Below are 13,079 nucleotides of genomic sequence, written 5' to 3'. Positions count from 1 at the left end.
ATTAACCGCGCACAATCAAGGCGTCCGCGGCAATCACACCGTGGGGCAATACAAACATTGGATTGATGTCGATTTCGGCTATATCGCTGCGCTGCTCCCAGGCAAACTGCGATAACGCCACCAACGCGCGGGCAACAGCATCGACGTCAAGGGGAGGCGCGCCCCGAACCCCGTTCATGATCACGCTGCATTGCAATTCATCGAGCATTTCCATAGCGGTTGGCAGGCCGAAAGGGGCGATTCGACACGCGGAATCCTTCAGTACTTCCGCATAAATCCCACCTGCGCCGACTACCACCACCGGGCCAAATGAAGGATCCTTGACCACCCCGGCAATCAGTTCGAAGCCACCTGTCACCATCTCGGAAACGAGGACACCTTCAATGTGGGCGGCAGGCACATGCCGTTGCGCGTTGGCTAACACCTGCTCGATCGCTGACTCCAGCTCCTGGGCAGTCCGAATGCCGACCTTTACGCCGCCTATTTCGGTTTTGTGCGCAATGTCCGCAGAGACAATCTTGACGACTAGTGGCGCTTTGACTTTGTCGAACAGCGCAGCGTCAAAACCCTTCACGATCAGGTCGGTTGTGACGGGGATCCCGATGGAACGCAGCATTTCCTTGGACTCGACCTCGGACAACGATGACCGACTGCCAACGGCGGTGCTAAGCGGTACAGAAGCTCGCTCTACTTTGAGCCCCTCATCCTCTTGCATCTGCAAAATGCGCGATTGAGTCCGCTTGAATCGCATCAGCATTGCGATAGCTTTGGCGGCTCGCGACGGCGAAGGCAACACCGGAATTCCCGCATCAGCGAATACACGCAGCGCCTCTGCAATCTGAACGCTGGGGGCTGAGGAAAAAACCAGGATCGGCTTCGACGCCGACGCGGCAATTCGGGCCAATACCTGGGCTGCCGCCAGGCTGCCAGAGGCGCCTGTGGTTGCCAGGTTAATGCAAAGCGATCCTACGGCGGGGTCTTCAAGCGTCGCGCTTACAGCGGCTTCCAACTTCTGCGCATTGGCCGCTGAAAAATACCCTGCGGTAAGGTCGATTGGATTATGGACGGCCCCGATGTTAGGTACGACCGCCAGCAGCTTTTGCTGGGTATCGTTACCAAGTTCACACAAGGTCAGACCTTCAGGCTCACCCGCATCTGCGAATACGATCGCAGACCCGCCCGATACCCCCATCACCGCGACCCCCCCATTGTCCGGGTATTTTTTGCTTTCCAATGCCTTGAGGAAATCCACCGCTTCATGGATCTCTCTGATCTCGACGATCCCCGTTTGCTTGAACAGGGCACGATAGAAATCATAGACACCCGTCATGCTGGCGGTATGCGATGCGGCCGCTAGTGCGCCCTGCTCGGTGACGCCCCCCTTCCACAGCAGGATCGGCTTGCCGCGCGCCGTAGCCTTGCGGCCGATTTCCAACAGCGCACGACCGTCATTGGTTCCCTCGATATAGGCGACGATGGTGTGTGTCTCGTCATCATCAAGCAGCGCCTCAATGAGCTGTACCGTGTTGACATCGCTTTCGTTGCCCGTCGCGATGACATGCCGGAAACCAATACCGGCTTCGGCACATGCAAGGGCGATGCTGTAGCCGAATCCCCCACTCTGCGTCACCAGCGATACCGACCCTTTCTCGAGTTTCGGTTCACGCGTAATGCTGCCGAATGCGGCGTAGACACGAGAATGGATGTTGGCAAAACCGAGGCAGTTGGGCCCGATAATACGCATGCCCGCCGCCCGGGCAATCGCGAGCATTTTCTCCTCACGGAGAATCCCTTCCGGACCGCTCTCTCGAAAGCCACCGCTCAGAACCACCGCAAAAGGAACCTTCTTCTGCGCACTCGATTCCAGCACGGCTAAAACGCCCTGCGCAGGAACGCCAACCACCACGAGGTCGACGTCGCCTTCGATATCGGCAACGGACCCATAGCACTTCAAACCTTCAAAGGTTTCGTATTTGGGATTCACCGGATAGATCGCGCCGGTGTATCCATTGCTCATCAGAGCTCTTACGGCCTGAGAGCCGGGACGTCCCGCATCCTCCGACACGCCTACAACCGCAATCGAACGTGGTTCAAGCAAGTTTTTGTAATTATTCATATCGGTACTGAAGCCCTTGATCGCTATCGAAAATCGGGAGACGAGGTAAAGAGATGCAGTCGTTTCTCTGCTCTCCCCAAAAGCAGAGCTGCCACGGTGCACTGTCGTCCGCAGCCAGACGAAAGTCAATTATTTTTGGAATAGGTTTCAATGAATGAAACCACAAACACCATCTTACACAAGCTTGCACCGGCGCTAACTCAGCACGAATCTGCCACTCACAAGTTTCACCTATTGAAACTTGTGCTAATTATCAAAACACATGCTAGTATGATTTTGCGTCGACCGAGGGCACGCTACGGCCTCGTATGGACGGTTGATTTGTCCTGCATACATGCAGATTCAATAGGAGCATTGGTGATGATTTACACGCGCAGTGGGGCAGACGCCCTTGCAAATCGGAGCGTTATCGTTTCGCCCGGTACCGGAAACCAGCATTGGGGAACGACCTTCTTTGGCCCGCGGAGCTCTCAAGAGCGGGCCCCAGGCCCCCAGGCGACAATGTCTGAACTCAGAGCACACGAAGCAGTAGTGCCTCATTTCCACGGGGTGTCGATGTTTCAGTTGTTCATCGCTGGCAGTGGCACACTGGGTAATCGCGGGCAGGTACTTGAACCGCTCACCGTCCAGTTCAAAGATCATCACACGGCTTACGGACCGATCGTGGCGGGTCCGCAAGGGCTGTCCTTCGTTGCCATGCGGATGTACACCGGAAACTCCCAACCGGTCTATTTGAGTGAACCTGGCTACCGGGAGCAACTGCGTCCCAGCAAACGCCGGCACCTGACGTCCGAGCCCATCAAGTTCTCCATTGCCCCTGTGATGCAGGCCCGCGAAGAAGCGAGTTGGGAACTGCTTTTTGAAGATGAGGCAGATGGGCTGCGCGCTCAGGTATTGCGATTGGGCGCTGGTATGAAAGTGGACGGTCCGCCCCCTGGTATTGCATCCGGTTATTACGTTTTCGTCGGAAACGGCAGCGTGCTGCATGGCGAAGAAGAGCTTCCTCTCTGGTCCATGATCGTCGTGGAATCAACTGAGGAAAAGTTCGAGATCCAAGCAGGTGGCGAAGGTGCCGAGGTCCTCGTGCTCCAGTACCCACGGGAAGAGATTTGAAGTAGGGGTTCCCTCCGGCGGACTGACATTCGCTGGTCGTGTGCCCAACGTTAGCGCGCAAGAAACACAGCTTCACCCTATCAAACAATAAACAAGTCTACGCCCCTGAGGGGGAGTAAAAGGCTTTGCACAATGGAGTTCGTTATGAGCATTGGCGTAACGTTCAATTTCAAAGGGCTGGTCGCGCCGATATCCGGCGCGCCCCCCAGCCGGCTATTCGCTACGACCGCTTTACCCACGCTGACACAACTCGACATGCCTGCGGTGCACACAGCGATCAACACGACAAGCATTCATGCCGGTAGGAAACGTTCGGATAGAAGAAGCAGCGCTCGTGTCCCTGGAGTGCTCAGAAAGCTCCAGCTAAGCAGCCTGCTGGCCTGTCTGGCTATCGGCGCCGCCGGCATCGCTACAGGCGCATACGCTGGACAACTCCCCGCCTCTTCAGCATTGGCCTACGACAAGCAGACACAAAGCCCTGTACCCATTCCAGTATCGGAACGAGGCCTTCCAACGGTTACTGCTCAAACCTGGTTCAAAGCATCCAACGAAGGTCGGATACTGGAAGGCGCGATATTTGACCGCGAGGGCAACCTGCTTTTCTGTGATGTTTCGGGTAAACGCGTACTTCGCCTCTCGCCGACCAAACAGCTTTCAATCGTAGCCACGATAGAGAACCTCTCCCCTGGCGGACTGGCATTTCATCCCGACGGACGTCTGTTCATCGCGGCTCTCGATCTGAACCGCAACCTCGGCGCGATTTTCGCGGTCAAACCCGATGGCACGGGAATGCAAACCATCATCGCGCAAGACACCGGATTCATGCCCAATGACTTGGCGTTCAACAAACAGGGTGGTTTCTACTTCAGTGATTTCAAAGGTATCTCGACCGAGCCAAAGGGCGGGATCTATTACGTTTCTCCCGATCTTTCGCCTCCTGTTGTCGTCTTGCCCCATCTCTCGATGGCCAACGGCGTAACGCTAAGTCCAGACGGAAAAACGCTGTGGGCAACCGAATTTGGCCGCAACCTTCTACATCGCATCGACCTGGCCAACGCTACTACCATCGCCACCATCAGTTCGTCCATCCCCTACCGTTTCACGGGGCCCTCCCCCGATTCGATGCGGGTCGACGCCGATGGCAATGTCTATGTGGCGATCTATGGGCAAGGTCGTGTAATGGTCTTTAACCAGATCGGTATCCCGATTGGCCAGGTGCTGCTGCCGGGGCGCGAACAAGGGCACAACCTGCTATCGACTAGCCTCGCCATTGATCCCAATACGAACACCTTGTACTCCGTCACCAGTGATGGAGATAAGGGGCAAGGAGCGACAATATTCAGCGCCAAGGTGTTCACCCATGGCTTGCCTCCGGCGTCATTCAAATGAGCCGCCTCAATGCTTGTTCCCAACACGTGTGTCCTATTGATCACATGGAGAAACCCTTATGACCCCTATTGGCGCAGAGCCTGACTCTTTGAATGCCAAGCGCGATACGACGAAAGCTTCACGATGGGTGTGTCGTATCTTTGCCATTGTATTACTGATACTCGGCCTGGCCCTTTCCATTGGCGGTGTCATCTTGGTTGCGGACGCAGGTTCTGCGTACTACCTGATCACCGGACTAGCCTTCATCACAAGCGCTGTATTTCTCTGGCGCGGCGATGCGCGAGGGATTTGGGTCTATGCCGCAATGCTGGTCTGGACCACGGCCTGGAGCTTGTGGGAAGTGGGTTTTAACGGCTGGCAGCTGGCGCCCCGACTGATTGGTCCGTTCGTTCTCGGCGCAGTACTTCTGCTACCGCATTTCACCCGACTCACGCCTGCGCCGAACACCCGGAAGCTTCCACGCGGCTGGCCATCGTTTGCCGGCGGCCTGGCCGCTGCAATCGCCTTGGGGAGCGTCAGTCACGCTTTCGGACCTGACGCACCGGACTTTCCGATGTTGAGACGCGGCTTGCAATCGCAGGCGCCAGCGAAACTGCCTGAGCCAATGGCCAACAACGAACGTACCGACTGGCAAGCCTACGGCAATGACCAGGGTGGGACCCGCTTCAGCCCGCTTGCCGACATAGACACAACCAACGTCTCGAACCTGGTCAAAGTCTGGGAAGCCGACATGGCGCCGGTGAACGGCGATCTCAACGCGATCGAAGGCACCCCCATCATGATGGGTAGTTCCCTGTACGCGTGTGATGGCAATAACGGCATCCATGCATTCGATGCGGAAACCGGAAAAGAATTGTGGCGCCGCGACATTTCCAACGGCGTACCGCAGTCGGGTAAACCTTGTCGGGGTGTGGCGTACTACAAAGTGCCTGACGCCAATGGGTTTTGCTCGGAACGCATCTACGCCCCCAGCCACAACCCCACGCTGGTGGCACTGGATGCGAAAACCGGTGAATATTGCCCAGGGTTTGGTAACAACGGCGCGGTCGATCTGACAAAGGGCGTCGCACCTTACCCACATGGCTTGTTCTACGTCAGCTCGGCACCGCAAGTTATCCGCGGCAAGATTGTCGTCGGTGGCGGCATCCCCGACGGGCAATATTGGGGTGGTCCGTCGGGCGTCATCAGGGCTTTCGATGCGGTGACAGGCGAACTCGCCTGGGCTTTTGATGCCGGCGCGCCGAATCGCCTCGGCCTGCCACCTGAAGGACAGTATTACACGCCTTCCACGCCCAACAGCTGGGCCCCCATCAGCGCGGATGAGAAGCTCGGCCTGATTTATTTGCCCGTGGGCAACGCGACACCTGATGCTTACGGTGGCCAGCGCCGTCCCTATGACGAGGACATCTCCAGTGCGGTGATCGCTCTCGACGCGGAGACGGGTCGGCTGCGCTGGAAATTCCAGGCCACGCACCACGACATCTGGGATTATGACGTCGCCTCTCAGCCCACCCTGTTGAACTGGCCTACCGCAAAGGGCATGCGGCCAGCACTGATCCAACCGACCAAGCGCGGCGAGATTTTCGTGCTCGACCGCGAGACTGGCGAGCCGATCAAGGCGGTGGAAGAACAGCCTGTGCCTCAGCGTGATATTGCCAAAGGCGAATGGCTGTCCCCTACCCAACCTGCCTCTGTCGAGCTCCCTGCTTTCAGGGGGCCTCAACTGCGCGAAAAAGACATGTGGGGGGCGACGCCGATCGACCAGATGGTTTGCCGGATCATGTTCAAACAATCGCGCTACGAGGGCCAGTTCACGCCCATCACGCTCGACAAGAATGTCTTGATCGATCCCGGTTCAATGGGTGGTGTGAACTGGAATGGCATCTCGCTGGACGTTGATCGCGGGCTGATGATCGTCAACTGGACTCAGGTCCCTGACCGAATCGAGTTGGTAACACGCGAAGAAGCAACGCAACGCAATTTCAAGATTGCACCTGGTCTGGACGCAGGGGGACAAGCCGAGCAGCCTATGCTTGACACGCCATACGGTGCTTATCGGGTCAACTTCCTTTCGCAGCTTGGCATTCCTTGCAATGCGCCGCCTTGGGGCCTGATTGGCGCTGTTGATCTTGTCAGCGGCAAGCTCATCTGGTCCAAGCCATTTGGCTCACCGCGTGACATTGGCCCGTTCGGTCTGCCGACCCTGGTCTCCATCCCGATCGGTACACCGACCGCCGGTGGCGCCGTGACGACCCGTGGCGGCCTGGTATTTATCGGTGGCGCAGCAGAGCATACGTTCCGTGCCCTGGATGCCGCCACCGGTCGGGAGCTGTGGAGCAGCCGCCTGGCCACCAGCGCAAATGCTACGCCCATGACCTACCGCAGTCCGGTCAGCGGAAGGCAATTTGTGGTGGTCGCCGAGGGTGGGCGTCCGCATTATCGTACGAAGCCTGGTTCGAAGCTGGTTGCCTTTGCAATTCCAGACAGCAAGTGATCGCTGCTGACAATAGCTGATCGACTAAGGAGCCAGTCCATCGTGACCTGTCTCCAAAGTCTTGGATTGGGCAAATCTGCCTGTCTCTGAAATGGGCTATATCCATTTCAATATCAAAGCGCCCGATGCACTTGCATCGGGCGCTTTGTATTTCTGGGAGCGTGGTAATTCCTGCCACATACCCCTCTGCACAGAAACATCACCCTTCACTAAAACTGAAGCCCTCACCTCTAAATCCGCCTTTCGCCGCGATGAGCCCATCCCTATGGTTAATCCACTGGCGGCAGTCACTTCGCCCTGCCAGTGAATCGAGGAGATACGATGGTCGACGTTCTGGTGATAGGTGGCGGCAACGCTGCGTTATGTGCCGCATTGATGGCACGAGAGGCAGGCGCCAGCGTAATGCTGCTGGAAGGCTCGCCGAAAGTCTGGCGCGGCGGAAATTCGCAGCACACGCGCAACCTTCGCTGCATGCACGATGCGCCTCAGGATGTGCTGGTCGATGCCTATCCCGAAGAAGAATATTGGCAAGATCTGCTTAAAGTCACCGGTGGTCTTACCAACGAGAAACTGGCGCGCATCGCCATTCGCGCCTCGTCATCATGCCGTGATTGGATGCGTTCACATGGCGTGCACTTTCAGCCGCCCTTGTCGGGTGCTCTGCACGTGGCGCGCACCAACGCGTTTTTCATGGGCGGCGGCAAGGCACTGGTCAATGCCTACTTTCGCAGCGCCGAACGCTTGGGCGTGAAGATCCGTTATGACGCTCAGGTCACCGACATAGAACTGGAAAACGGTGCTTTCGTCGCAGCTCACCTGGCCGAACGGGTGATAGATGGACAGCGATTCCCAGCGGAGCGTATCGAAGCTCGCGCCTGCGTCCTGGCTGCTGGCGGGTTTGAATCCAATCGCGAATGGTTACGGGAGGCTTGGGGCCAAAACGAGCGTGGTGAATGGCCATCGGACAACTTTCTGATTCGCGGCACTCGCTTCAATACCGGTGTGTTGTTGCGACGGATGCTCGATCTTGGCGCCGATGCAGTCGGCGACCCGACTCAGGCACATATGGTTGCCATCGACGCCCGGGCTCCGCTTTACGACGGCGGTATATGTACCCGCATCGACTGCGTGTCCCTGGGCGTGGTTGTCAACCGCGATGGCGAACGGTTTTACGATGAGGGTGAGGATTTCTGGCCCAAGCGTTATGCGATTTGGGGCCGTCTGGTTGCGGGACAACCCAACCAGCAAGCCTACTCGATTATCGACCAACAGGCGCTTGGCCGCTTCATGCCGCCGGTTTTCCCTGGAACCACAGCCCGGACGTTGCCAGAACTTGCTCGCCTGTTGAACTTGCCGCAAACGCAGTTCGTTAAAACCATCGAAGACTACAACAACGCTTGCCATGTCGGCACGTTCGACCACACCACGCTCGACGACTGCCATACCGAAGGGCTTACTCCCGCCAAGACTCACTGGGCAAGGCCACTCACCAAACCACCCTACTACGCCTACCCCCTCAAGCCAGGTGTCACCTTTACCTATCTTGGCTTGGCGACCGACGAAACGGCCGCCGTGCACTTTGATGGCAAGGCCAGCCCGAACCTGTTTGTCGCCGGAGAAATGATGGCTGGCAACGTACTGGGCAAGGGTTATACCGCGGGTATTGGCATGGCCATCGGTACCGCCTTCGGACGAATCGCCGGCGTACAGGCCGCGCTTTGTGCGGGGTTTGGTCTTTCTCCTGTGAACTCGGAGCTTCAACATGCAGCTGTTTGATCCCCAGGTATCCAGCCAACTGATCCCGATCCTCAACCTGCAGGAAACCGAAGTCGAACGGCAGATGACCATTTGTAATGCCTGCCGCTATTGCGAAGGTTTCTGTGCCGTATTCCCCGCAATGACCCGGCATCTGGAATTCGGTCAGGCCGACATTCATTACTTGGCGAACCTTTGCCACAACTGCGGCGCGTGCCTGTCGGCTTGCCAATACGCTGCCCCGCACGAATTTGCAGTCAACGTACCCAAAGCCATGGCCAAGGTACGGCTGGAAACCTACACCAATTACGCCTGGCCGCAGCCACTGGGTAAATTGTACCAACGCAACGGCCTTACCTTGGGGCTGGCTTCAGGCGCTGGGTTGGCGCTGTTCCTGTCGCTTACCTTGATGATCATGGGCAACCTGTTCGTTGCCATGCCAGGCGGTAACTTCTACGGGATTTTTCCACACAACACGTTGGCACTGATGTTCAGCGCGGTGTTCGGTTTTGCCGTGTTGGCCCTGGGCATCGGCGTGCGTCGATTCTGGCGCGAAATCTCACCCGCCGAGGCACCTCTGCCGCTGAAAGCCAGTGCAGCACTGGAGGCCGGCGCCAACGTCGCACAACTCAAGTACCTGGACGGCGGACATGGGGAAGGCTGCAACAACGCCGACGACGCATTCACCCTATGGCGCCGCCGCTTTCACCACCTCACCTTCTATGGGTTCATGCTGTGCTTCGCAGCCACAGGCGTTGCCACTCTCTATCATTTTTTGCTGGATTGGTCGGCCCCCTACCCGGTTTTAAGCCTGCCAGTACTACTCGGCATTTTCGGTGGCGTAGGTCTGCTGATCGGCCCAGCAGGTTTGCTCTGGATGAATCTGCGGCGTAACCCGCAGCAAGGGGACGAGAATCAGAAACCGATGGATCGTGGCTTCATCGCGCTTCTGTTCCTGGTAAGCGCTAGCGGCCTGGCATTGCTTGCCGGGCGCGAAACCAGTGCGTTGGGCTTGTTGCTTGCCATCCACCTGGGCCTAGTCATGGCGTTCTTTCTGACCATGCCCTATAGCAAATTTGCCCACGGCATATTTCGCAGCGCTGCCTTGCTGAAATACACCATTGAAAAACGCCAACCCAACCCGATCAGTGCGGCCAGCGAATGACCGGTATTTTCAAGAGCGTGCCGACGGCATCATCGGCGCCGCTAAGTTGAAAGCAACCTTCATAGCAATCACAAGGAGAGCATTACCGATTCTCAAATAAATTACCGAGCTGATTCGCAAGAACAGACGAGGCATGAGTTAGGTCCCGTCGTCTCATCAACTTACCGTGTGTCACGTCAAGCTCGACGCCTTTACAAACCCAGACTCCAGTCGCTCTTCGCTGGGATCAACCCGTTGCAGACATTCTTTAATGCTCTTCCGGGCGGAAGATCAACCTGAAGATGTGTTCGATTATCTGACTAATAAAAACAAAAGCAGAGATTATCATGACCACTCATTTGAACTGCAACACGCTTAATACTTCCGTCGCATTGCTGCTGCTTTGCGGAGCGGCCAACAGTCATGCACAAGAAGCCTTCAGTCCTGAGTCCCCTTGGATGTTGGGAGACTGGGGCGGCCTACGCACAGAATTGCTGGAAAAAGGTTATACCTTTAACGTGCTCTACACGGGCGACGCCGCGACGAATCTGGCCGGTGGCTACGACTCGCACACCACGGCGCGGTATACCGACCAACTTGCACTGATGAGCAATTTTGACCTTGAGAAAATACTCGGTTGGGAAGGCGCTGATTTTCAATTCACGATATCGGATCGTAACGGGCGCAATCTCACCAATGATGTCATCACCGATCCTCGGGTAGGCGGCATCAGTCAGGTTCAAGAGGTATACGGGCGCGGCCAGACCTGGCGGCTTACGCAACTCTGGTATCGTCAGAAGTTCTTTGACGGCGGGCTGGATATCAAACTGGGCCGCATGAACTTTGGCGAAGACTTCGGCAGCTTCCCCTGCAAATTCCAGAACCTGGCATTCTGCGGCGCACAGCCGGGTAACTGGGCCGGCGATATCATTTATAACTGGCCAATCACCCAATGGGCGGGCCGCGTAAAGGTCGCGTTGAGCGATGACACTTATGCGCAGATTGGTGCGTACGAGCAGAACCCGTCCTACCTGGAAATAGGTAACGGCTTCAAACTCAGCGGCAGCGGTAATGAGGGTACCTTGGTACCTGTCGAGCTGGTCCATACCACGTCGCTGGGAGCCGGACGGCTGCCAGGGGAATACCGTGTGGGCGCGTATTACAGCAGCCGTGACGCAAATGACGTCAACACAGAAGAAAACGGCATAGCAAAATCCCGCGATAGTAAATACGGCGCATGGATTGCCGGGCAACAACAAGTCTGGAAAGATCCGGACTTCGCCGCTCGCGGGCTGACGGTGTTTGCCTATGCCACCGTGCATGACAAAGCCACCAATATGATCGATCGTTATGCGCAAGTAGGCGCTTACTACACGGCCCCCTTCAAATCTCGCCCGAATGACGAAATCGGCGTCGCCATCGCCAGTCTCCATGTGAATAACCGCTTCACAGATCATCAGCAGCAACTGAATGACCGGGCGGGTGTCAGCGATTATGACGACCCCCGCTACACACCGACACAAAGCTCAGAAACCAACATGGAAATTTACTATGGCTTTGGCGTGACCAAGTGGCTGACCGTGCGCCCCAACCTGCAATTTGTAGGCAATCCTGGCGGAGTCAGCGAGGTCAGGGATGCGTGGGTGGCCGGTTTGAAATTCGAGACCAGCCTGTAAGGGGGTTCTCCCAATGCACTTTATTTTCGTACAAACATGGGAGAGCACGACAATGACATTTTGTGCCCTGCAGAATCGAGTTCAATCGTTCGCGAAGTGCTTCGCTGCCCTGGTTGCTAAATTGTCGAGTCACTCGTTCTCGTACTTGGAGCAGTTTCCTGAAGCCGTCCTGTTATCCGATCGTCCGGCAGCAAAAGACGAGGTATGACAACCGAAACACGGCGTCGTGGGTTGGGCGCGCCTTGGAACGCTGCAAAATGATCCCAACCAAACTCAGAAATATGTACCTGACAAACGTCTCATCACTTGATAGGAGTACTTTCATGTCTTGGTCCAAACCTGCTTACACCGACCTGCGTATTGGTTTTGAAGTCACCATGTACTTCGCAAACCGTTAAGTTTGTACCTGATGGACAGCGCCTCGGCCTGCCGAGGCGTTTTATTTTCGGTTCCAGAATGATGGAGCAACCATGTTCGTCCAGATACTAGGTTCTGCCGCCGGTGGCGGTTTCCCCCAGTGGAACTGCAACTGCGCCAATTGCGCAGGTTTTCGCAACGGTAGCCTGCGGGCCCAGGCGCGTACCCAGTCGTCCATCGCCCTGTCCGATGACGGTGTGAACTGGGTGCTGTGCAACGCCTCTCCGGACATTCGCGCCCAGCTCCAGGCGTTTGCCCCGATGCAGCCGGGCCGGGCCCTGCGCGACACCGGCATTGGCGCGATCATCCTGATGGACAGCCAGATCGACCACACCACCGGTCTGCTCGGCCTGCGTGAAGGTTGCCCGCATCAAGTCTGGTGCACCGACATGGTCCATGAAGACCTGAGCACGGGCTTTCCGCTGTTCAACATGCTGACCCACTGGAACGGCGGGTTGAGTTGGAATCGCATTGAACTCGACCAGAGCTTCACCATCGCCGCCTGCCCGAACCTGCGCTTCACCCCACTGCCCCTGCGCAGCGCCGCACCACCCTATTCACCGCATCGCTTCGACCCGCACCCGGGCGACAACATCGGGTTGATCGTCGAAGACCTGCGCACGGGTGGCAAGCTGTTCTATGCCCCGGGGCTGGGCAAGGTCGACGAGTCGTTGTTGGAGATCATGGCCGGCAGCGATTGTCTGCTGGTGGACGGTACGATGTGGGACGACGATGAAATGCAGCGCCGTGGCGTCGGCACCCGAACTGGCCGGGAAATGGGCCACCTGGCCCAGAATGGTCCGGGCGGCATGCTCGAAGTGCTGGAGCATTTGCCGAAGCAGCGCAAGGTGCTGATCCACATTAACAACACCAACCCGATCCTCGATGAAGACTCCTCCGAGCGGGCCGAGTTGGTGCGACGCAATGTCGAAGTCGCTTACGACGGCATGAGCATCGAACTGTAGGAGCGCCCGA

Annotated in this window: 9 protein-coding genes; 8 read left to right on the top strand and 1 reads right to left on the bottom strand. The window is 57.1% G+C overall.

Annotation, left to right across the window (positions count from 1 at the left end; all coding sequences use genetic code 11):
• Position 1 precedes the first annotated feature (1 nt).
• Positions 2–2,116: an acetate--CoA ligase family protein gene (locus tag AC1RL4_RS00655; RefSeq protein WP_315866001.1), complete on the bottom strand. Its 2,115-nt coding sequence runs from the start codon at positions 2,114–2,116 to the stop codon at positions 2–4.
• Positions 2,117–2,671: 555 nt separating this feature from the next.
• Here AC1RL4_RS00655 and AC1RL4_RS00650 point away from each other — a divergent pair.
• The 8 genes from AC1RL4_RS00650 to pqqB all read left to right on the top strand — a co-directional run bounded on the left by AC1RL4_RS00650 (position 2,672) and on the right by pqqB (position 13,069).
• Complete coding sequence (locus tag AC1RL4_RS00650) at positions 2,672–3,229, top strand: hypothetical protein (protein WP_095058147.1); 558 nt, start codon at positions 2,672–2,674, stop codon at positions 3,227–3,229.
• 144 nt (positions 3,230–3,373) lie between these two features.
• Positions 3,374–4,618 carry an SMP-30/gluconolactonase/LRE family protein gene (locus tag AC1RL4_RS00645; protein WP_304575816.1) on the top strand — a complete coding sequence of 415 codons (1,245 nt, stop codon included), beginning with the start codon at positions 3,374–3,376 and terminating at the stop codon, positions 4,616–4,618.
• Positions 4,619–4,676: 58 nt separating this feature from the next.
• Positions 4,677–7,112, top strand: coding sequence for a pyrroloquinoline quinone-dependent dehydrogenase (locus AC1RL4_RS00640; protein ID WP_304575815.1), 2,436 nt, complete (start codon positions 4,677–4,679; stop codon positions 7,110–7,112).
• Between the two features lie 321 nt (positions 7,113–7,433).
• The gene (tcuA, locus tag AC1RL4_RS00635) at positions 7,434–8,888 is read left to right on the top strand and encodes an FAD-dependent tricarballylate dehydrogenase TcuA (RefSeq protein WP_304575814.1); all 1,455 of its coding nucleotides are present in this window, start codon (positions 7,434–7,436) and stop codon (positions 8,886–8,888) included.
• Entirely contained in the window at positions 8,875–10,032 is a 1,158-nt protein-coding gene (tcuB, locus tag AC1RL4_RS00630; protein ID WP_304575813.1) for a tricarballylate utilization 4Fe-4S protein TcuB, read from the top strand. The genes tcuA and tcuB overlap by 14 nt, the downstream gene beginning before the upstream one ends.
• A gap of 326 nt (positions 10,033–10,358) precedes the next feature.
• Positions 10,359–11,687 (top strand): carbohydrate porin, encoded by a 1,329-nt coding sequence (locus AC1RL4_RS00625; RefSeq protein WP_315866002.1) that lies wholly within the window; start codon positions 10,359–10,361, stop codon positions 11,685–11,687.
• Positions 11,688–12,010: 323 nt separating this feature from the next.
• Positions 12,011–12,085, top strand: a complete 75-nt coding sequence (gene pqqA / locus AC1RL4_RS00620) for a pyrroloquinoline quinone precursor peptide PqqA (protein WP_020295432.1) — start codon at positions 12,011–12,013, stop codon at positions 12,083–12,085.
• A 72-nt stretch (positions 12,086–12,157) separates the two neighbouring features.
• Positions 12,158–13,069 (top strand): pyrroloquinoline quinone biosynthesis protein PqqB, encoded by a 912-nt coding sequence (gene pqqB / locus AC1RL4_RS00615; RefSeq protein WP_304576047.1) that lies wholly within the window; start codon positions 12,158–12,160, stop codon positions 13,067–13,069.
• The last annotated feature ends 10 nt before the right edge of the window (positions 13,070–13,079 follow it).

The sequence above is a fragment of the Pseudomonas sp. GW822-FHT07A10 genome (genome assembly GCF_058798795.1).
The sequence above is the reverse complement of the archived record's forward strand: the minus strand, read 5'-3'. Positions and strand labels throughout refer to the sequence as shown.

Excerpts from the sequence above, each read along its gene's own strand:
- AC1RL4_RS00650 (WP_095058147.1), top strand. The coding sequence starts at position 2,672 with ATGTTTCAGTTGTTCATCGCTGGCAGTGGCACACTGGGTAATCGCGGG.
- AC1RL4_RS00655 (WP_315866001.1), bottom strand. The coding sequence starts at position 2,116 with ATGAATAATTACAAAAACTTGCTTGAACCACGTTCGATTGCGGTTGTA.
- AC1RL4_RS00645 (WP_304575816.1), top strand. The coding sequence starts at position 3,374 with ATGAGCATTGGCGTAACGTTCAATTTCAAAGGGCTGGTCGCGCCGATA.
- tcuB (WP_304575813.1), top strand. The coding sequence starts at position 8,875 with ATGCAGCTGTTTGATCCCCAGGTATCCAGCCAACTGATCCCGATCCTC.
- AC1RL4_RS00640 (WP_304575815.1), top strand. The coding sequence starts at position 4,677 with ATGACCCCTATTGGCGCAGAGCCTGACTCTTTGAATGCCAAGCGCGAT.
- pqqB (WP_304576047.1), top strand. The coding sequence starts at position 12,158 with ATGTTCGTCCAGATACTAGGTTCTGCCGCCGGTGGCGGTTTCCCCCAG.
- tcuA (WP_304575814.1), top strand. The coding sequence starts at position 7,434 with ATGGTCGACGTTCTGGTGATAGGTGGCGGCAACGCTGCGTTATGTGCC.
- AC1RL4_RS00625 (WP_315866002.1), top strand. The coding sequence starts at position 10,359 with ATGACCACTCATTTGAACTGCAACACGCTTAATACTTCCGTCGCATTG.